Source organism: Micromonospora reichwaldensis, from assembly GCF_031845925.1.
Lineage (GTDB): Bacteria > Actinomycetota > Actinomycetes > Mycobacteriales > Micromonosporaceae > Micromonospora > Micromonospora reichwaldensis.
Genome location: NZ_JAVRFL010000008.1, coordinates 149,487 through 169,351, shown reverse-complemented (window position 1 = coordinate 169,351; position 19,865 = coordinate 149,487). Strand labels below are relative to the sequence as shown.

Annotated in this window: 13 protein-coding genes, 2 pseudogenes and 5 CRISPR repeat arrays (1 of these 20 only partly in view); of the genes and pseudogenes, 8 read left to right on the top strand and 7 right to left on the bottom strand. The window is 68.3% G+C overall.

The window, feature by feature from the left end; all coding sequences use genetic code 11:
• A CRISPR array of direct repeats spans positions 1-218; the repeat unit is 28 nt; it reaches 178 nt to the left of the window's first position.
• Positions 219-309: 91 nt separating this feature from the next.
• Positions 310-582: direct repeats of the CRISPR family, unit length 28 nt.
• Positions 583-671: 89 nt separating this feature from the next.
• A CRISPR array of direct repeats spans positions 672-945; the repeat unit is 28 nt; unit sequence GGATCACCCCCGCGTGCGCGGGGAGCAG.
• 92 nt (positions 946-1,037) lie between these two features.
• Positions 1,038-1,859: direct repeats of the CRISPR family, unit length 28 nt; unit sequence GGATCACCCCCGCGTGCGCGGGGAGCAG.
• A gap of 848 nt (positions 1,860-2,707) precedes the next feature.
• On the bottom strand, positions 2,708-3,373 hold the full coding sequence (locus RM555_RS09190) for a tyrosine-type recombinase/integrase (protein WP_311411334.1): 666 nt from the start codon (positions 3,371-3,373) through the stop codon (positions 2,708-2,710).
• Positions 3,374-3,494: 121 nt separating this feature from the next.
• Positions 3,495-3,704 (bottom strand): annotated as a pseudogene (locus RM555_RS09185) (ATP-binding protein); the annotation flags it as partial.
• 793 nt (positions 3,705-4,497) lie between these two features.
• On the opposite strand from RM555_RS09185, the gene RM555_RS09180 reads away from it, so the two are divergent.
• The 5 genes from RM555_RS09180 to RM555_RS09160 are packed head-to-tail and all read left to right on the top strand — an operon-like array spanning position 4,498 to position 9,176.
• A complete protein-coding gene (locus tag RM555_RS09180; protein WP_311411333.1) occupies positions 4,498-5,199 on the top strand; it encodes a Crp/Fnr family transcriptional regulator in 702 nt (233 codons plus the stop codon).
• A gap of 38 nt (positions 5,200-5,237) precedes the next feature.
• The gene (locus RM555_RS09175) at positions 5,238-6,020 is read left to right on the top strand and encodes a hypothetical protein (RefSeq protein ID WP_311411332.1); all 783 of its coding nucleotides are present in this window, start codon (positions 5,238-5,240) and stop codon (positions 6,018-6,020) included.
• Positions 6,017-8,050 (top strand): hypothetical protein, encoded by a 2,034-nt coding sequence (locus tag RM555_RS09170; RefSeq protein WP_311411331.1) that lies wholly within the window; start codon positions 6,017-6,019, stop codon positions 8,048-8,050. The genes RM555_RS09175 and RM555_RS09170 overlap by 4 nt, the downstream gene beginning before the upstream one ends.
• Positions 8,047-8,721: a hypothetical protein gene (locus RM555_RS09165; RefSeq protein WP_311411330.1), complete on the top strand. Its 675-nt coding sequence runs from the start codon at positions 8,047-8,049 to the stop codon at positions 8,719-8,721. The genes RM555_RS09170 and RM555_RS09165 overlap by 4 nt, the downstream gene beginning before the upstream one ends.
• Positions 8,718-9,176: a Pycsar system effector family protein gene (locus tag RM555_RS09160; RefSeq protein ID WP_311411329.1), complete on the top strand. Its 459-nt coding sequence runs from the start codon at positions 8,718-8,720 to the stop codon at positions 9,174-9,176. The genes RM555_RS09165 and RM555_RS09160 overlap by 4 nt, the downstream gene beginning before the upstream one ends.
• Before the next feature lie 191 nt (positions 9,177-9,367).
• Positions 9,368-10,981: direct repeats of the CRISPR family, unit length 28 nt; unit sequence GGAACACCCCCGCGCGTGCGGGGACCAG.
• An 827-nt stretch (positions 10,982-11,808) separates the two neighbouring features.
• On the opposite strand, the gene RM555_RS09155 is transcribed toward RM555_RS09160, so the two are convergent.
• Positions 11,809-12,216 (bottom strand): hypothetical protein, encoded by a 408-nt coding sequence (locus RM555_RS09155; protein ID WP_311411328.1) that lies wholly within the window; start codon positions 12,214-12,216, stop codon positions 11,809-11,811.
• A 181-nt stretch (positions 12,217-12,397) separates the two neighbouring features.
• Between RM555_RS09155 and RM555_RS09150 the strand changes: the two genes are divergently transcribed.
• Positions 12,398-12,880 (top strand): YxiG-like protein, encoded by a 483-nt coding sequence (locus RM555_RS09150; RefSeq protein ID WP_311411327.1) that lies wholly within the window; start codon positions 12,398-12,400, stop codon positions 12,878-12,880.
• A 420-nt stretch (positions 12,881-13,300) separates the two neighbouring features.
• Here the strand turns inward: RM555_RS09150 and RM555_RS09145 are convergent.
• The 4 genes and pseudogenes from RM555_RS09145 to RM555_RS09130 all read right to left on the bottom strand — a co-directional run.
• Positions 13,301-13,729: pseudogene (locus tag RM555_RS09145) on the bottom strand (tyrosine-type recombinase/integrase); the annotation flags it as partial.
• A 29-nt stretch (positions 13,730-13,758) separates the two neighbouring features.
• Entirely contained in the window at positions 13,759-15,591 is a 1,833-nt protein-coding gene (locus RM555_RS09140; RefSeq protein WP_207914070.1) for a B12-binding domain-containing radical SAM protein, read from the bottom strand.
• Positions 15,588-16,394: a hypothetical protein gene (locus RM555_RS09135; protein WP_311411326.1), complete on the bottom strand. Its 807-nt coding sequence runs from the start codon at positions 16,392-16,394 to the stop codon at positions 15,588-15,590. The genes RM555_RS09140 and RM555_RS09135 overlap by 4 nt, the downstream gene beginning before the upstream one ends.
• A 27-nt stretch (positions 16,395-16,421) precedes the next feature.
• A complete protein-coding gene (locus RM555_RS09130; protein WP_311411325.1) occupies positions 16,422-17,870 on the bottom strand; it encodes a B12-binding domain-containing radical SAM protein in 1,449 nt (482 codons plus the stop codon).
• A 376-nt stretch (positions 17,871-18,246) separates the two neighbouring features.
• Here RM555_RS09130 and RM555_RS09125 point away from each other — a divergent pair, with 376 nt between their 5' ends.
• Positions 18,247-19,506: an MFS transporter gene (locus RM555_RS09125; RefSeq protein ID WP_311411324.1), complete on the top strand. Its 1,260-nt coding sequence runs from the start codon at positions 18,247-18,249 to the stop codon at positions 19,504-19,506.
• Between the two features lie 105 nt (positions 19,507-19,611).
• Positions 19,612-19,860, top strand: a complete 249-nt coding sequence (locus tag RM555_RS09120) for a hypothetical protein (RefSeq protein ID WP_311411323.1) — start codon at positions 19,612-19,614, stop codon at positions 19,858-19,860.
• Positions 19,861-19,865: the final 5 nt, after the last annotated feature.

Below are 19,865 nucleotides of genomic sequence, written 5' to 3'. Positions count from 1 at the left end.
GGCTGAGGGACCACCCCCGCGTGCGCGGGGAGCAGCCCGCGCCCGGCACCCCGTACGTCAGGCCACGGGGACCATCCCCGCGTGCGCGGGGAGCAGGTGTGGGCGGCCGGGTTCGACGCCGGCATGGATGGACCACCCCGGCGTGCGCGGGGAGCAGTCCTGCAACGCCTCGATCTCGCTGGGCCACAGGGGACCACCCCCGCGTGCGCGGGGAGCAGGAGGGGCGGATCCACCACGTGCCGAGCAGTAGCGGACCACCCTGCGTGCGCGGGAGCAGTGGGCGGTTCTGCGGTTGTGGTCATCGGTGGCCGGACCACCCCCGCGTGCGCGGGGAGCAGGCCGGCCAGACGAAGCTGATCTACTCGCGCGACGGGCCACCCCCGCGTACGCGGGGAGCAGGTGCTCGCCAACGTGGCCATGCCCGGCGTCCCGGGACCACCCCCGCGTGCGCGGGGAGCAGATCACGGCCGGGAAGGGACGCATCGCCGCTCACGGACCACCCCCGCGTGCGCGGGGAGCAGAAGGGGCGCCCCATGCTGCGCGCAACCAGCACGGGACCACCCCCGCGTGCGTGGGGAGCAGAGGACACCCTGGCTCGGATGCGGGACAGCGCGAGGCCCCCCTGCGCGCGGGGAGCAGGCGTTCGAGAAGGTCGGCCTCAAGGGCTGCCGGGGACCACCCCCGCGTGCGCGGGGAGCAGGGCGCGGGTGCCGTCAGGGGCAACGACGTGCGCGGATCACCCCCGCGTGCGCGGGGAGCAGGGCGACTCCATCACGGTGGCCGGGTGGAACGACGGATCACCCCCGCGTGCGCGGGGAGCAGACGGCCGGCGGCCCGACGGGCCCGAAGATGTCGGGATCACCCCCGCGTGCGCGGGGAGCAGCCGGTACGCCGAGGCGGGCCCGGGCGCCGGCGCGGGATCACCCCCGCGTGCGCGGGGAGCAGAGCGAGCCGCCGCCACGGCCGGTCGCTGACGTGGGATCACCCCCGCGCGCGCGGGAGCAGACGGCCCGCCCGGCGGCGAGGTGGTCGGGGTGGGGATCACCCCCGCGTGCGCGGGGAGCAGGCATGGCGGATCTCCGGTGGTCCCGGTCCCTGGGGATCACCCCCGCGTGCGCGGGGAGCAGGGCACCTCCCGCAGCGCCTCGCCGATGGCGAAGGGATCACCCCCGCGTGCGCGGGGAGGAGCCTTCGGCCTGATCGTATGGCAGGAGCAGGTACGGATCACCCCCGCGTGCGCGGGGAGCAGACGGTCGGGGAGCGGGTGAAGTGCGCCGCGATCGGATCACCCCCGCGTGCGCGGGGAGCAGCACCTGCTGGTCGTGATGATCCTGTTCTGGCTGGGATCACCCCCGCGTGCGCGGGGAGCAGCCGCAGGGGTCACAACGGCCTCAACGGTCACGTGGATCACCCCCGCGTGCGCGGGGAGCAGCACGTCTCCCCGTGGCTGGTGCGGTCGCCGCACGGATCACCCCCGCGTGCGCGGGGAGCAGATCCCCATGTCTTCAGTCTGCGTGCCGGCCGCGGGATCACCCCCGCGTGCGCGGGGAGCAGGCCGACAGCATCCCGGTCACGGTGCCGATGAAAGGATCACCCCCGCGTGCGCGGGGAGCAGGACCAAGGCAACATCGAGGCCATCCGCACCCTGGGATCACCCCCGCGTGCGCGGGGAGCAGGACCAAGGCAACATCGAGGCCATCCGCACCCTGGGATCACCCCCGCGTGCGCGGGGAGCAGGAAGAAGCCCGGCGACAAGACGGGACGGTGGCCGATCACCCCCGCGTGCGCGGGGAGCAGGTACGGAACGCCGTAGCGCAGGCACCGGAGGATGCGATCACCCCCGCGTGCGCGGGGAGCAGGACTTGCTGACCTGCGGCTCTAAAGATCAACAGAGCGACTTTTCTTCACTTTGGCTCGCAAGATCATCCTCCTGGAAATGGCAGCTCCAATCGGCGATGTCCTAAGTGCAGGGTAGCGGGCGTGTGATGAGGGTGTTGACGGTAAGTATGCCTCGGCGGCGTCGGAATCCAGGCTTGGTCTTGCAAAGCGTGATTCCGATCTGCGAGGAACGTGTCCCGGTTTGATGGGCTGAGGTGTAGCAGTTGATCGCGATGCTGATCGATCGGGCTCGGGGTGACGAGCTGAAGCTCACTGTTGAGGGTGAGCTACTGCGGCAGCACACGAAGCGGGTTCCGAATCGGCCCTGGGCGGTGGCATTGTCGAGCGCATCGGCAACGACAAGAGTATGACTCTCCTGTCAGCGTGGCGGGGAATATGCGTAACGGCAGCCGAGCCAAGGCCGTGTTCACCGACGCCGGGCCCGTCGAGGACCGGCTTCCTCGTGATGCTTCGGGGACGTGGAGCCGAAGATGTCCGCAAGCGGCAGTGGCGCCTGCGCCCACGGCTGCTCCCTACTCGAGGTGCGTGCCGATAGCGGGCTCGCCACGATCGTGCGTCAAACTGCGCGACGAAGCCTGCGCGGCAGGTCACGCACTTGATTTCTCGAGGTCACGATCCTGGTCACAGGCTTGAATTCAGTGGGGTGAAGGTGGCGGCACTTATCGACATCGCGCTGCCGGTGGATGTCAAAAGGTCCTGATATGTGTACTTATCGGCACCCTCAGCGCGCCGAGACAGAACTGTTATGTAACTGGGGGTCAAGGGGTCGTCGGTTCGAATCCGGCCGTCCCGACAGTAAAACAGCAGGTCAGGGCCTTGATTCACCTACTCGGATCAGGGCTCTTTCGCTGTTCCGTTTCACGTACGCCCGTACTGTTTCAGTCTGTGGTCCTGGCGTCACCCGAACAGCCGTGTTTCGAGGTGGTCGGCGGCCACCTTGAGGTGACTGCTGTCGGGGTGGACGTAGACCCGCTTGGCCAGCGTTGCCCACGTCGGCGTGGCCGGCCCAGGCGGCGAGCACGACGTCGGCGAGGTATGTCAGGCAGGCATGCCGGGCGTCGTACGGTCGGACCTTGCGCATTCCGAGTTTGGCCATCAGTTCGTACACCCGGCGGCGCAGCCAGTCGGTGCGCTGCGGTCTGCCGAGTTCGTCGACCAGGACGTAGCCGCTGGCGATGTAGGCGTCGCCGGCCTGGAGGCGCTCCTTCTTCTGCCGGGTGTGGAACGCCTTCAGCGCCTTCATTACCATGGCCGGCATCGGCAGGCCACGTCTGCCCGCTGCCGATTTGGCCTTTTTCCTCGATCGCGCCGTCGACGAGTGTCCGAGTGTTGTCGCCGGCCGGATCGTGCCAGCCTCGAAGTCGATGTCGGACCATCGCAGCCCGCGCACCTCTGCGGGTCGCAGGCCCATCAGCGACCGAAGGCAATCGGCATACAGGCGTTCGTCCGTGTTGCCAGTCAGGAAGGTCTTCACCTCCTCCTGTGTCGACGGCCTGCGGGCGACCTGTGCTTCGGTGATCGCGGGCACCGACGGAAATCCGGTCGAGGGTCCCGTCGTGGTCGCGGACGATGCTGCCCACGATGGCCAGGCCGAGTCCGACGCCAGCGTGTTCGTCGGTGCGGACGCGTTCGGTGCCGCGCTGGAAGGGCTCGGTGAGCGTCGGTACCAACTCGAGTGGGAGCCGACGACCGGTGTTCTCGATCCGCAGCACGCTCGTGTCGCCGTGCGCCTCGGTGTGAACCGTAACGGTGCCGCCGGCGGGGAGGTTGTGGACGACGGCGTTCTGGACGAGGTTCGTCACCATCCGCAGCAGGAGTTCGGTGGAGCCGCTGGTCCGGGCCGCTCCGTCGGTGACGTCCAGGGTGATCCGACGCCGTTCGGCGAGCGGAAGCAGCGTTTCGACGGCTTCCTCGGCGACGAGGGAAAGATAGACGCTCTCACGGGTGAAATTTCCCCGGTCGCCCCCGCTGAGCAGCAGTAGGGCCTCGGTGAGGTCGACCGCCCCCTGGTTGACGGTGTGCAGACGTTCGATGAGTTCGCCGCGCTGCTGGGTGGGGTCGCGGCGGGCGACGTCGAGGAGCATCCGCGAGATCGCGAGCGGGTGCGCAGTTCGTGGGAGGCGTTCGCGGCGAACCTCTGCTGCTCGGCGAGGTGCGATTCGAGCTGTTCGAGCATCGAATCGAACGCGTCGGAGAGTTCCCGGAACTCGTCCTCGCGGCCCTCCATCCGCATCCGGTGGGACAGCGACCTGCCTGCGGCCACTCGGGGTGGCGGGCCGTCTCCTATCTACGCAACACACCGATCACGGGCAAGTTGTACACCACTTCCACGGACGCAACCGTCCGCCCGGTGCGCCGTGCGGGTTGTGGCCTGCGGGGCTGGATCTCAACGACGCCGTGTGCCGCCTCGGTCAGATGCTCGGAGAGTTGGCGCATCGCCAGCTGGGCTTTCGCACGCTGCCCTGGGCACCCCTGGTAGCCCTAATGGGCGGTGAAGGTCACGTCAGCCCTTGATGAGGGATCGCCACCCCGCGTGGAAGCAAGGCCAGAGTGACTGCTGCCCCACCCTCTGTGCCCGTCGGCGATACCTTTCTGTACATGCGTGGCCATCTTGGATCCGGACTCGTCGCTCATCTTCCGCAGGACGAGTGGCTCCGGGTGCAGGACACCGGAATCCCCGTACGCTTCGAGCCCCGCGACGTGCTTCTGCGTCAGGGCGACACCACCCAGCACGTGCATGTGGTTCTGGCTGGTTGCGTCAAGATTGTGCGGTCGGAAAGCGACGGCAGTTGCGCGATTCTGACGCTGCGGGCTGCTGGCGACGTCGTCGGGGATCTGGCTGCGGTCGACTTGCAGCCCCGCTCGGCCACCGTGACCGCCCTCACCACCACGGTCACCCGGCTGCTGACCGGACCGCAGTTCCGGCGCTTCCTGACCCGGCCTGCGTTCGCCGTGGGCTTCGCCACCTACACGGTGAGCCGGTTGCGCGCCTCGGACGCGCAGCGTGCGGCGTTGGCCGTGCTGCCTGTGCGGGAGCGGCTGGTCCGGGCGCTGATCCAGCTCGACCGAGAGAGCCGGCACGCCGACGGGGGGCCGGCGATCCGGCTTTCCCAGGCCGAACTCGCCGAACTGGTCGGCGCCTCGCGTAACGCGGTCGTCGCCGAGCTGACCGCCCTGCGTGAGGCCGGCATCCTCGTCACTGGGCGGCGCGAGGTCACCATCTTGGACCTGGCGGCATTGAGCGACCGGTCACACGGGTTTCGCCCAGAACTGGGCAGAGAATCGCCTGTCACGGGCTGACGCTGAGGGGGTCCCATCCTCGTCGAGAAAGGACTCCCGTGGAACACATCCCGTTCGCACGCTCGACCGATCTGCCACCGTACCGGGCGATTCTGGCGGTGGACGCCAAGGGCTTCACCGCCGAACCAGGAAGCACCCACGAGGCAATCAGCAAGAACCTGCTCGACCTTGTGGGCGACGCCCTAGCCGACGCCGGGCTGGCGGCCGAGTGGGAACGCCCAGCGTTTCTCGGCCCGACCGGCGACGGCTTCGCCGTCGGGCTCCCGACACGCGTCCTGCCCTACTTGGTGGAACCGTTCCCACGTCTGCTTCAGGAGCGCCTCGCCGAGCACAACCGCCAGACGCGGGCGCACCTTCAACTGCGGGTCAGTCTGCACGTCGGGCCGCTGCCTGCCGACCCGGAAAACCTCCATTGGACCGGCAACGGGGATGCACGCAACGACACTCACCGCCTGCTTGACTCCGCACCGGTGAAGGCCGTGCTCGCTGCGGCCAGCCCGCGCGTGACATTCGTAGCCTGCATCTTCTCCGACCGCGTCTTCGAAGACGTCATCGCCGCCGGGTACGCCGGCATGCAGCCCGACCGCTGCCTCCCGGTCACAGCGACGGTCGACGGTAAGGCGTTCAGCCGGCAGGCATGGCTCTACCTCCCGGAGGTCTCGGGAAACCTGCTCGGCGTGTTGCCGGCCGCGTCGCCGCCACTGCCGAGGGCCGGAAAACCCGTACGGCCTCAAATTGCTGGACCGCGGGTGAAGCGGAACAACGGCCAGGTCGCCACCACGGTCGAGACCATGATGCAGCACCGGGGCGGTGACCGATGACCACCACCCCGATCGAGGCCGTCGCCCCGGACACCGACGAGTCGTACGCCGACGACATCGACGATGCGCTATACGTTGAGGAGAACAACGGCCAGGTCGCCTCGCGCGTCGGCCGGGACATGGTGCAGAACGTCCACAACTGGCTCGGGCACTACCAGGCCGCCCACGAGCTCTCCGACGCCTTCGTGGACGAGACGATCGCGACCTTCGTGAATCGGGTCTACAGCCCGGGCGGGCTGTCCAGGGAGGCAGCGGCCGAGGTCCTGCGGGAGCAGCATTACGTTCTGCTGGTGGCCGATCCCGGCACTGGCCGGAGGACCGCCGCAGTGGGGCTTCTCGGCGGCGTTTCCTCGCCTCGGCGGGAGATCCCGATCGACGACGACGAGCAGCGACTCCTGCCGGTTGACAAGGTGCCGTGGACATCGTACGGCCGGTCCGCCTATCTGCTCACGGTGCCACCCGGCAACCGGAACGGACGGTTGCGGGAGACGCTAATCGCCTATCGAGAAGCCGTGGAGAAGCGCGACTCGTACCTCGTTGTCCTGGTCGATCGGAAGAGCCTCGAAAGGCCCGAGGACGTTCCCGGTTTCACCGTCCTCACGGTCAGCGCTCCCGCACGCGAGGAGCTGCTGAGCCGCCTCCTGGGCGATGGACCTGCCTGGCTGGACGTGGATCTGCTGCTCCAGACGCCGCCACTGCCAGCGATGTTGGACGGCGCCACCCCGGCCCAGATCGCGAGGCTGTCTCGCCGGATCAGGGCCGCGGCGGGTGACCCGCAGGAACCCCTGGCCGAGATCGCCCGCAAATCGGTCCAGGCATACCAGAACTGGGACGAAGAACTGGTCGCCTGGTTTGAAAAGTACGCCGACCCCCGGACTCGGCTCTTCCTCATCGCCTTGGCCTTCCTACAGGGAGGACAGGCAACCAACGTTCTGCACGCCATGGAGAAGCTAGCCGAAAAGCTGGAGGAACCGGCAGACGTACGTGGCGGCATGGGCGCCCCAGGGATTCGCCAACTTGCCAAAAACGTCAAGGCCAGGATTGACGACGAGCACCGCATCTTCTTCACCCTGCCGTCCTATGGTGTCGCGATCCTGCGCTACGTCCACGGTGATCAGTCCAAGGGCTTCCGTAACCGCCTCTGGAGCTGGGCGTCTGACCTACCGATGCGCCGCGGAGGTTCCCCCAACGCCCGCATTGCTGGTCAGGTGGCCTCGGCCATGCTCGCCGTGACCCTAGCCCTTCCCGGAGCCGATGCACCCGAAGTGCGCATTCTGGTCGAACGATGGTGGGGTTACCAGACCCTGCGTCCGCTGGTCGTCGATCTGATGACGGCGGTTGCGATGAGTCCCGAGGCCGGTGCGGCGATGCGCGGTCGGCTCAACCAATGGGCCGTCCAGTCAGGAAGCCTGACGCTGCTCTGCGCGGTGGCCCGAGTCTGCGGCGGCGCGCTGGCAGACGCGTATCCGCAGGCGGTGCTGACCCGCCTGAACAACCTCGCCGGGCGGGGACTCGACGCCGTCACCCAGGAGGTCGTGGAGGCCGTGCGATCGCTCTGGGAACGACCGCTGCACCGGCAGGCGACACTACAGCGGGTCATCGCGTGGGCGGCCGGACAGGACCAGCGGCATGACGCAGGGCTGCGCGCCCTGGCGGCGATCTCCAACACCCCGGACCAGGCCGGGTTTCTCCTCACCGAGCTGGTTGGCGACCCGGAACTGCAGACCGGACTGGTAGACGCCTTCACGCTCCTGTTCACAGGCAGAGGTCCACAGGGCGAATTCCGCGAGACGCTCTTTCGCTGGCTGGACGCGGCGGCAGTCGAACCCACGTACGAGGACCTGATCACCGACTTGATGATCCGCGCCGGCGGGGCAGGTCAGGGTGCTAGCAGCCGTTTCGCCCGCATGTCCGACCTGCTGTACGACTGGCAGCCGACCGCCCACGACGCCCAGGCACCGGATGCACGGGCTCTGCGTGACCGACTCAACGAGCGATTCCACCAAGCAAACCCACTGGACGCTTCATGATCGAAAGCTGGCGTAGCCGCCTGTCGGGCCTCTGGAGGAGACACCAGGAACCCGCACAGCCGGTCACCTTTTCCGCGGAACTGCGCAGCTGCCATCCGCACGTCGCGTTCGACGCGACCTTCCAGCTGCGGTGGCATGGAGACGATCAGGCCGCCCTATGGACGACGCGGCAGAAGCTCACAGAATGGGCCGACCAGGAGAGCGCCCGATACTGCGTCACCCAGGCCGGCAACGCCGAGAACGACATCAACGCCAGGATCGCCTACGGCGCCCGCGTCCATCTGGCGGTCAGCCGGCAAGCCCGTGCCGCTGCGGAGGCAATCCTGGATATCGGACGTCAGACCACCCTCGAACACCTAAAGCAGCAGACCGAGCTGGAACGGATCCGATACCTACGAGAAAGCGTCTACTCCCGTCCCGATGTTGCCCGCAGCTACTGGCTCTACCACCACCCAGACCAACTGAACACGATGCTGAACATCGACTTCGAGGGAATCGCAAGAAAGTTCGGAGACGCCGAGGAGTCACGCTTTCTGGTGATCGCCAAACTGATCGACGACTTCTTCGGACGACTCGAGGACGGCGAACGCCGATATCTGCTCGGACAGTTGGGCAAGATCTTCTCCTCGTACGACCGCCCTGACCTGGCCGAAAGCCTGGAAGCCTCATGAGGGAAGCCGAACGAGCCTACCTGCAACAGGCGAACGAGATGATCCGCTTCGCCGATGTGAAGGCGGCCGCCGTCCTTGCCGCCGCTGGCGTTCTCGCCGGGCAACTGCCGTCGGCTCACGGCTCCTGGGCCAAAGGCGTCCTGTTAGCCGCCAGCATCTGCATCGTGCTCAGCGCGTTACTGGCGCTCTATACCCTGGCACCACGGCGGCAGGTGGCATCCGCGTGGTCACTGCACTTCTACGACCACGTCGCCCGTCGGTACGGCGATGACCGGGAAGCCTTCGTGAGCGCCTGGGTGGAGGCGGCGGCCGACGAAGACGCTTTTGATCGGGCGATCGTCGGACAGATCTGGGCAGCGAACATGGTGGCATACCGCAAGTTCACCTGGATCACTTGGTCCATCCGCACCTTGGTGGCCGGCGTCGTGGCTCTCGTGGCCGTGGCAATTACCTGACGTGCTTCTCGTAATCCTGACGGTCGCCCTCACCGCCGTCGGACCGGACGAGGATCGCGACTACTCTAAATAGGCGTTCCAGCTCACCGGCTACCGGCGCTGTGCCCAGTTTTGGGTCGTTGAGCAGCGAGCAACTGGTAGATGCGAATCAATCCCACTAACTGACGTTCCCTGGGCGCAACATTCGAACGGGAACACCCCCGCGCGTGCGGGGACCAGCGCTGTACACCGTGTCGGCGGTTCCGACGCCGGGGAACACCCCGCGCGTGCGGGGACCAGCCGATGACCAGCGGCACCCGCAGGACATACATCGGAACACCCCCGCGCGTGCGGGGACCAGGCCCAGAAGTTCGTCAGCTGGCCGATGGTGGCGGGAACACCCCCGCGCGTGCGGGGACCAGGTCACCGCGTCGAAGCACGGCGTACGGTTCCGGGGAACACCCCCGCGCGTGCGGGGACCAGCCCGCGGAGTCGGTCGCCCAGGCGACGGAGCACGGAGCACCCCCGCGCGTGCGGGGACCAGCCGGGTCGCGTCCGCTGACGATGCTGCGGCCGGGGAACACCCCCGCGCGTGCGGGGACCAGTCGTCGCGCAGCTTGATGAACCACAGCACCAGGGGAACACCCCCGCGCGTGCGGGGACCAGTTCAGGCCGGTCATCTTGGCGTGCTTCATCTGGGGAACACCCCCGCGCGTGCGGGGACCAGCCTGTTCGACTACCCGACCGTCGAGGTGGACTTCGGAACACCCCCGCGCGTGCGGGGACCAGGGACTTGGATGCCACGACGCTCCCTTCAAGCCGGGAACACCCCCGCGCGTGCGGGGACCAGACCTGCGCTGGCTCCTCGCCGGGCTGCGGGTCGGGAACACCCCCGCGCGTGCGGGGACCAGACGACAAGCCCTCGGCCCTGACGGGTCGGGGGCGGAACACCCCCGCGCGTGCGGGGACCAGCTGAACGTGTCCGGCCGGGACGGCGCCACCGTGGGAACACCCCCGCGCGTGCGGGGACCAGGCCCGGCGTACCTCCGCCCAAGCTGACGCTCTCGGAACACCCCCGCGCGTGCGGGGACCAGCACGTCGCCCGAGCAGCTACTCGGCGGCCCCCGGGAACATGCCCGCGCGTGCGGGGACCAGAGCGTGCCCACCATCAGGACCGCAAGGAAGACGGGAACACCCCCGCGCGTGCGGGGACCAGGGCGGCGTCGGGGTGCGCGTCTCGGCCGGGGCAGGAACACCCCCGCGCGTGCGGGGACCAGGAGGACGTCAACCTCGGCGCGAACGCGGCCACGGGAACACCCCCGCGCGTGCGGGGACCAGGTACGCGTTGAGCACCGCCACGTCGAACAGCTCGGAACACCCCCGCGCGTGCGGGGACCAGCAGCCGTCCCCCACGTGCTCCACCCGCACGCCCGGAACACCCCCGCGCGTGCGGGGACCAGTCTGTCCCTCCTGGACGGGTCGATGCGGGCGGAGGAACACCCCCGCGCGTGCGGGGACCAGCGCATGTAGTCGTCCAGGCGGTGACGGACGCGGGGAACACCCCCGCGCGTGCGGGGACCAGCGGAACCGCCCCGGGGCGTGTGTGGTTGGCCCCGGAACACCCCCGCGCGTGCGGGGACCAGCACAAGCCGCAGGTCGCACAGGCCATGGAACGGGGAACACCCCCGCGCGTGCGGGGACCAGATCTATCCCGCGTTCGTGGCGATCGAGCGGGGGGGAACACCCCCGCGCGTGCGGGGACCAGGTCGGGATGCGCGGGACCGGACGCCGGACATCCGGAACACCCCCGCGCGTGCGGGGACCAGGCTTGTTGACCTGCGACTCTAAAGATCAGGAACGCCAATTTCCTTCACTCTGGCATCCAAGATCTTCTTTCCTCTCAGGTGCGGGACGTCCGGCTCGATGCTGGTGCAGCCTACTCGCAGGGCGATGAGGCGCTGGATCTGATCTCCAGCGCCTCACCCCGAGCCGGACCGCCTGAATATCTCACAACCGTCTCACGGATAGTCGGGCAAGACTCGACACAGCCCGACATGAGGCCGACCGCCAACCGGCCATTGACCAGCGTGTCCGGCACGAGCCGGTCCCGTCCGGCAGGCGCCGGTACGCCGGCTAGTTCACTGGGGGTCAAGGGGTCGTCGGTTCGAATCCGGCCGTCCCGACGCAGGTCAGAGGGCTGATCCGGAAATCGGGTCGGCCCTTTCGCCGTTCTGGGGACCAAGATCAGTCAAGTTGGAGCGTGCCTAGCGCTGCTTGACCGTTGGTCACGTTACAACGACTGATCTCTCGCCTGCCGAATTGTTCCCTCGACGTATCAAGGCGGCCCGCAAGCGGGCCGCGCCGCCCGGCCCCGGCCTGCTGGCGACCTCCGGCCGGCATCGGCCGGGCCGGCCGGCCACGCTTCGGGACTACCAGACCTTGAAGACCTCGGGGCTCCGCCCCGAACCCAGGCCCTCCTCAGAGATGCCGCCTCGGATCCCCTCGCCGGGCATCACAAGGGTTACCAGCCTTTCCGAACGGGGACCAGGTGGAGCGCCCCACTGGACGAACGACCTGGTCCCCGTTCGGAAAGGCTGGACGGTCTACGACTGCCCGACGAGGAGATCCGCTCTCAACAGCCGCCATTGAGACCTCACGGGTTATGAACGTTCGCCGAGCGTGCCAGTTTGCGCTGAACGGCCCGAAGAAGAAAGATCGTCTCTTCGTCTGATAGGCCGGTCGTGGTCGACCAATCACAACCGGATCCGAAAATGTCGCTGGCGAAAACTACCTCAGTGGCTATCAGGACACGTCGCCAGTCACGACGGCTAAGCGACTCTTCAGCGCGGATCGACGCGTGCAAAGGACCGGCCTGCGCATAGAAATCCTTGACCCCCTCGAAGCCCATGGCGACCGCCAAGGCTTCAGTGCAATGAGCCGGCCCGCCCCACTCCATGAGCCCCCGGGTGAGTAGGTGGCGTTCAGCTTCGGTGAGGTCGACCATGACCAGGTCGCTGAGAGCCGCGGCTGGCTGACCTGGTTGCGCGTCCGCTCCGTCCATGCGTCGATCATGCCAGCCTTGCGCCGTGCGGCTGTACAGCCAGTCGTACAGCCAAGACCACCCGCTGACACCGACGCCACCCGACAACGCCAGACGGGCCGACCATGGCCGCAGGCACCCGACCAGCCATCCACGATCTTCTAACCCCAAGGCCGGCGGCGCGCCTGATAGAACAGGCGGCGTGGAGATCGCTGAGTTGCGTCGGGCACTGGACGACGTGTTCGACCAGGCCGTGGTATACCACGCCTACACCAACTACATGCGCGACTACGAGGTCATCGTCTACGTGACAGCCGACCCGAGGACCGGCATTCAGCCGGTGCACTTCCGATACCTCTTCAAGCACTGCGTGCAGGCCGAGGCGAGCACCGCCCTGAGCCCGGACACCTGGCGCAACTCGTTGGATGAACGGCTGACGGACCCGCACATCGGGCCGGACCTCGACGGCTACGTGTGGGCAGTCAGATGGCAAGCGCTCTACCCGGGAGCGCAGCTGGTTGCCGAGTCCCAGCGCGCCCATGAATGGGCCGGGCACATCGGGATCGACTTCCACAAGGTCCGCATCGAGATGAACGGACACAACCTCAACCTGATTTTCAGCGAGCTAGAGGTGAGCGAAGTGCCTCTCGGGTACGCGCCCTACCTGGTTGCCGAGGACGAGTAGGCCCAAGGCGTGCCCCTTGCGTGCCCGATCTGACGGACGCAGACGGTCAACACGGGTCAACCTTGGCGCGCCGGCCGCAGTGACCGAGAGCAGGTCAGGACAGGTGACCGATGTGCGTGGCGGCGCAACGTCGACACTCCCTGAAGCGTGCGCTGCGGTCATCGAGCGTGTCAGCGTCCCGGGGACCAATCAGGGACCACACGGCCTGCGCGATGGTGCGCGGCACGACGTCGACCGCACGGCCTGATTTTGGGTATAGCGTGCGTGACGTGCGTGGACGTGTGGCGAAGCGTCCTGGGGATCAAGGGGTCGTCGGTTCGAATCCGGCCGTCCCGACAGCACGAAAAGAGGCCGTCAACCGGGGTGGAAGCCCTGGTCAACGGCCTCTAACCCGTACTGGGGCAGTAGGGATTTGCTGATCTAGACGACGCGTAGCTGGGGACCACTTGGGGACCGGCGGGCCTTCAAGTGGGCGCTGAGCGCCGTTCCCGCATCCGTGATCGACTGCCGGTCAGGGTGCAGGTACCGCTGTGTCGTGCTGAGCGATCCGTGCCCGGCGATCTTCCGCAGCACGTGCACCGGAACCCCCGCATCGGTCATCCAGGTCAGCCCGGTGTGCCGCAGGTCGTGCCGGCGCAGGTGTTCGTGGCCCAGCTTCGTCACCACCTCGTCCCAGTGGGTCGCGTCCCGCAGTACGGCAGTGCTGATCCGTCCACCACGCGGCCCGGTGAACAGTCGGGAGTGCAGCTCGGCGACCGAGTCCAGGCGGCGAGCGACGATCGGTCGCACCTGGTCGATCAGCGGTACCACGCGGGCGCGTTTTCCCTTGGTGCCCTTGTCGACCAGGCCGAAGGTGAACCCGCCGAGGCGACGCCGCTTCACTGCTGGGTCGGGACGACCTGCTGGTGCAGCGCGGAGCCGAGGATGTCCGCGGCGAGGCGGTACAGGTCGGAAGCGGCCTCCCCGGTGATGGCGGAGAACTGGTGCGCGGTCTCGAATGCCGGGTGCCGCTCCAGCTTGTCGCGGTAGTCGGGCAACGGCGCGTCCGACCTCATCAGGTCCAGCCACTGGCGGGTGCCGGGATAGGGACTGTTGATGTTCAGCGCCACACACCCGTCCGGGATGCAGCCTTCGCGGTGCAGGTCGGCGATGAGCTGAAGCGTCCGTACCCGCTGCTCGTCGGTCTCGCCCAGGCCGAACTGCAGCGAGGTGCCGACCCGGACACCGGCGGCACGACACCAGCGGGCCACCCGCCGGAACTGCTCCGTCCAGTCCGTCGGCTCCGCGAGCAACCGTAGTCGCTGCACCTTCTGCACCCGTTCGGCGTCCGGCTGGGCCGACTCCACGCCGAAGTAGATGTAGCTGCATCCGGTCCGGCCCATCCGGTGCAACAGCTTCTCGTCCACGTCGTTGATGGTGGTCTGGCAGCCCCACTCGACCTGCCGGCCGGCCGCCTGGTCCGTCTCGAGCATCGCGAGCAGGTCCGACAGCCAGCGGCGGTTCTGCGTGAACGTGCTGTCGTCGAAGAACACCGCCTCGAATCCCTGGTCGCTGCGGAGGCGGATCTCCCGCAGCACGTGCGCGGGCGTACGCTGCCGGATCTTCGGCTGGTTGTAGAGGAACGCGTCCGCGGACTCGTGGCAGAACGAGCAGGAGTACTTGCAGCCGAGAGCGGCCATGACCTGAGCGGTCCGCCGGTTGTCGAAGACGGGGAAGAGGTTCTCGTGGGTGAGCCTGGTGACGTCGATGAACGGCAACTTGTTGCCGTCGATCGGCGTGCCGCTCAGCGGTATCGGCGTGATCCGCCCGGTGTCGTCGTCGACGAGGATGAGCTGCCCGACCCCGGGAAGGGCGGCGAAGCGTTCGGGACTGGCCAGCAGTCTCTTGCGCAGCGCACGGGCATCGGTGGGCAGGTCCTCGGCGATCACCATGAGCACCTCGGGCAGGGCGAAGACCGCGTCCCCGGCGAAGACCAGGTCCACGATGGCGCGTTCCCGCTCCTGGGCGAAGGTCTGCAGGGCCGCCAGCCGGGCCAGCTGCGGGGACGTCAACGAGTACGACCCGTGGACGCCGCGCTGCCGTTCGCTCATCGCCCGGACCCGCTCGGAGGTGGACCGGTAGGCATCCGGGTTCACGGCGTCCTCGTGTTGTCCCCCGAGCAGCACGATGCTGTTCGGGGAGACCGTTTTCACCAACTCGGCGATGCGGATCGCGAAGTGGTGGCCCTCCGACAGGTTGCTGATGCCGACGACCACGGGAAGGTGCTCGGCCACGCACTCGACGAGCGCCTTCTCGAACGCGTCGCTGTAGGCCGGCGGGTTGAGCACACCGACGACCTCCGGCACCCGGTCGCGGGGAAACTCGTCGATGCGCAGCATGCGGTCGAGCAGGCAGGTGGCGTACAGCAGGGGGGTCGGCATTCCGGGAAAGGCACCGGTGGCGTTCTCCTCGATGTGGGGGGCGCTGACGAACAGGACCGGGAAGTGCTTGAGGCGGTGCCCCTGCCGTTCCGCCTCCGGCCCGCTCGCGGTGCCCAGTCGGGCGATCAGCTGTCGCTCCCGGTCCAACTCGCGCCGCATCGCCGCGGGAGAGACGGTGCCGGGGTCCAGGCCGTCGCCCGGGTACCAGCGCCATCCCCGCTCGTGCTCGGAGAGGTCGCGCGCAATGCGCTCCGCCCGTTGCCGGCGGATGCGCTCCTCTGCACCGGTCACCGGCCGAGGACCTTCAGGACGAACGCAGCGACGTCGGCGTCCGCCAGCAGGCGCCTGCGGTCGACCGGAAACGTGGTCGCGCCGACCAGGAGATCGGCCGGGTATTCGGCGTCCTGCGTACCGGAGAGCACCACGGACCCGAGCGGCGCCGCGGCCGGCGGCTGGACGGCCGACAGCGACGACGCGGCGAGGAACGCGAGGTAGGCGGCGAACCGGTCGGCGAGTTGCCGTTGCATGGCGGCGGGCACGGGCATCGTGCGGCAGGCGGCGGCGAGCGTCGTACGGTAGGCGTCTTCCAGGCCGGTCAGGACCGGCAGCAGCGCGTGGCCCGTTGTCGCGGGCTCCGTGTCGCGGGCCGCGACGGGGGCGAGGGCCGTCGCCAACTCCTCCGGCCTGAGGTGGGCGGCGAGGGAGTCGACCGCCTGCCGGTACTCGCCGCGGGCGATCCGGCTGTCCACGAGGACCGGGTCCACCGTGACGAGGCTCGGGTCGGCCGCACGGGACCCGCGGATCGCGGCCGCGAGTTGGGCGGCGAGCGGTGCGGCGGAGCAGTGCCCCAGGACACCGACGACGGGCGGCCCGTCCGCGAGGGCGCCGGCCAACCACGGCTCGATGTAGGCGCCGGGCTCCGTCACCTCGGTGACGGTCGTCGCCGGCGGTACCGCCTCGAGCACCCGGTACCCGGTCAGGTGCGGGGCGAGCTCCGCGAAGCCGGGGTCGCCGCGTCGCGCCTCGAACGCGACGGTGAGGATCACGCCCGCGCTGCCGTCGGCCAGCAGGCGCCAGGGGGAAGGTGTCATCATGCTCCCGTCCGGTAGGGCCGCGAGACGCTACACATGGGCATCCGCCCAGAACCCGCCATACTTCGACAGGTCGCCGACCGGCGACGCGTCATTGAAGTACGGCCGTTTGCCCATGGCCTCGGCGAATGTTTCCAGCCCGTCCAGGAATACCTGGTAGATCTGGTCCGGAGTGGCTTTGTCGGTGGCATAGACCGGCGGTAGGTCCTCGTGGTAAAGGCTGAAGTCACGATGCAGGATTTTCATTCCGAAGCGCTCGGGATGTTGGAACATGGTGCTTCCGGGATAGGGTACGAGGCCGAACAGGTAGGTCGCCTGCAGCAGATCCTCGTGGATCAGTCCGCTGATCCAGTCGATGCTGCGGGCCATGTCGTCCGGAGTCTGGTCGGGAAAGCCGTTGACCGTGAACGCGCACGTTGCCAGCCCCGCGTCCCGGACTCGTTTCAACGTCTCGGTGGTCGCGTTCAGGTTCATGTGGTGTTTGTGCGTGTGATGCGTGTCCTGCGACCCGGTCTCGAGCCCGATCTCAATCCACTGGCAGCCGCTGCTCTTTAGTTTGCGCAGGACGCGCTCGTCGGTGAGGCAGTTGAGCCGCGTCTGGCAGTCGTATTGGATGTTGCCCTCCCGGGCGAGCGCGTCGAGCAGTTCGAGCGTCCGTTCCGGGTGCAGGGTGAACGTCTCGTCGCCCCAGTAGATGCTGTGGTGGGCGCCGTAATGGGCGCGGTACGCCCGGATCTCCCGCAGCACCCGCTCGATCGGGAAGTATCCGGGGCGGCGGCCGATGGTCTGGATGGTGCAGAACGTGCACTGGTACGGGCAGCCGAGCGCGTAGACCTGGCGCAGGTAACGGATGTCCTCGCCGCTCCTGCGGGGGAACAGGTCGATCTTCGGAAATGGCAGGTCGGCGGGGGCGACGTCGGGGTAGCGGGTTGCGGTCCGCCGGATGGTGCCGTCTTCGCGCTGGTAGACCAGGTTGCCCACGGGCGTCGGCTCCTGCCCGTCGCGCAGTGCGTCGAGCAGTGCGGGCAGGGCGCGCTCCCCACGGTCGACCACGACGTAGTCCACGCTCGGGTGGGCGGCGACCTCGTCGGCCAGCGGGGTCGCGGCCACCCCGCCGTAGACGATGATGGACCTGGGGTGGATCTGCTTGATGACGGTGGAGATCTCGTACGCGTAGCAGAGGTTCACCGTCATCGGGGAGAAGAGGTAGACGTCGGCTGGACTGCTGCGGGCCGCCTCCTCGATGGCGTCCTTCGCCAGGCGACCCGGCTCGATGAAGGTGCCCGGATCGGTGTAGAGGTCGAGGACTCCCATGTCGGAGTAGCCGTGCGCGTCCAGCACTCCGCCGAGCCAGAGCATCCAGTGCGGCAGTTCCCACATGTTGCGTTTCATGTGGCGTAGGCCCGGGTGCACCGAGTGGTATTGGACGTCGAAATTCCGCCAGAACAACTTCCGTTGCGGCACCGGCACGGTGGACATTGGTGTGTGAACGAATGATACCCGCATTTCCGCCCGTCAGGATGATGGACATTCCATGATGGTTTCAGCGATTACCGCTGCGGCGACAGATATCCATGGCCGAGATAAATGCCCCCGTTGAGCCATGCCAAGCCCGCGTTACCGTATGAGCGAGCCTTGCGACTGTATGTCAGCCATTCATGGATGTCAACATAATGATCTTGCGCCTACCGATTTGGCGCCGACCTTGACCGACGTGGAGATGTCATGATGGACTATTCGAGTCCGGTTTGGGGGGGGGCCGCTTGTGTCTAATGATGATCCAGTAACCGCTTCGGATGCGGCTGCCCGAGTCGAAGGAGATGCAGCCTCGCCGAACGGCCGCCCGGCCGGTGCCGTGGCTCCCGGCACCTCACTGTGGCGCAATCCGAACTATCGCACCTTCCTGGGGATACAGACGCTCTCCGCCGTCGGTGACTCGTTCTCCTACGTGGCCATACCGCTGCTCGTCCTGCAGGTCACCGGCTCGCTGGTCCAGATGGGAATCGTCACCGGGTTGACCGGCGTTGCCTCCATCACCACGGGGCTCTTCGCCGGGGTGGTCGTCGACCGCTTCGACCGCAGGACCCTCCTGATGATCTGCGACGGAGCCCGCTGCGTGCTCTACGGAGCCGTCGCGGTCGTCTTCCTCGTCGCCGAGCCGTCCTGGCTGATCTACCTCGTCGTGCCCCTGGCCGGCGTCTTCTCGATGATCTTCCAGGTCACCTACGTGGCCGTGGTGCCCGCCATCGTCGCGGCGGACCAGATCACCAGGGCCAACGGCCACCTCTACGCCACGTACGCGGTCGCGAGCGTCGCCGGCCCGGCGCTCGCCGGCATGGTGGCCGCCGCCTTCGGTCCCGCTGCCGCCATCGGCCTCGACGCCGTCACCTTCGCCGTCGCCGCCGTCGGCGTGCTGTTCATCAGGCTCGCGGCGGGGCGGCCGGACGCCGCCCGGCCGGCCGTCGCGGGCGCGGGCAACGTCCGCAACGAGTTCCTGGCGGGTGCGCGCTTCCTCTGGAACCATCCGCTGTTGCGTCAGCTCACGCTGCTGCTGTCGCTGCTGACGTTCCTGACCTACGGGCTCACCGACGCCGTCATCTTCCGGCTGAAGGACGAACTCGGGCAACCGGACACGGTGGTCGGCTACGTCCTGACCGCCGGGACGGTGGGCACCTTTGTGGCGTCGTTCGTGGTGGCCCGGGTCCGCGGGCGGCTGGGCTTCGGCCCCAGCTGGATCGGCGCCTTCAGCCTGGCCGGCCTCGCCGTCGCCGGAATGGGGCTGGCTCGCAGCGTGCCCGCGCTCGCGGTGCTGATGGCGGTCATGCTGCTGGGCACCGGGGTGGCGGGCATCTGCTCGATGTCGTTGCGCCAGGAGATCACTCCGGGTCACCTGCTGGGGCGGGTGACCGCCGCCTTCTGGACGATCCACTCCGCGCTGGGACCGCTCGGCGCGGGCGCGATCACCGCCGTCGCCGCCGGGGTCGGCGTCACCCCGGTGCTCCTCGCGGTGGGTACGGCCATGGTCGCCATCGCGCTGTCCGGGGCGTTCAGCAGCATCGGGCGCGCCGGGGCGACGCCGGCGGTCGAGAGAGCCCTGGAGGGCGCGCGTTCGTAGGGGGCCGATCATCTGGTGCGGGAGAGGGGAAACGATGGTGGACATGGATTCCGGCGGGACGCCGGCACCCGGCCTGCGGCGCCGGTCCGGGCGGGAGGCCGCGCGATGATCCCGTACTACCGCGGGCACCTGCTGGCCGAGCTGCGCCGCTTCCCCGGCTGGGTCGAGCCGGAAGGAATTGGCCTGACCGACGAGACGGTGGTCTACGTACGCCAGGACCTGTCCGTCGTGCTGCACCCGGTGCAGGACGACGAGAGCGTGCTGTGGGACGCGGACACCCCGCGGTGGCGGACGTTCTGCGAGTCCGAGCTCCGCTTCGAGGTGCCCGCCGAGTTGCGGGCCGACGCGGGCTGACGGCA